The following is a 464-nucleotide window of genomic DNA, read 5'->3' as shown; positions in this document are numbered from 1 at the left end:
TTATTTTAATGACATGCGGAACGAAAGTGCCGAGCAGCCTAATCCGCCGCTATATTGATATCGGCATTACGCTCGCGCATGGCTATGGAAGTACTTAGGCTTGGGGAATCAGCACATGGATGACTGATATGGGAATGGATAAAGCGGCATCTGCGGGGAAACCTGTGGAAGGAGTTAAAGTCAAAGTGGAAGATCCTCTGACGGGAGAAGAACTCCCCCAAGGAGAAATCGGCGAAATCGTTGTTCATACTCCATTCTTATTTAAAGGCTATGAAGACAACCCTGAAGCAACAGCGAAAGTGCTGCAAAACGGATGGTTCAGAACCGGAGATTCAGGCTATGTGGATGAAGATGGCTTTATTTTCATCACTGGACGCTACAAGGATGTCATTATTTACGGAGGTGATAACGTCTATCCTGATCAGGTTGAAGAAGTTATCCAGCAGATCCCGGGAATCCTTGAA

Annotated in this window: 1 pseudogene; it reads left to right on the top strand. The window is 46.1% G+C overall.

The features are described 5' to 3' along the window. Positions 1-464, top strand: a pseudogene (locus RVS70_RS22315) (class I adenylate-forming enzyme family protein); the annotation flags it as partial.

The organism is Virgibacillus sp. M23, assembly GCF_034190895.1.
In the GTDB taxonomy this organism is placed as follows: Bacteria; Bacillota; Bacilli; order Bacillales; family Amphibacillaceae; genus Virgibacillus; species Virgibacillus salarius.
The sequence above is the reverse complement of the archived record's forward strand: the minus strand, read 5'-3'. Positions and strand labels throughout refer to the sequence as shown.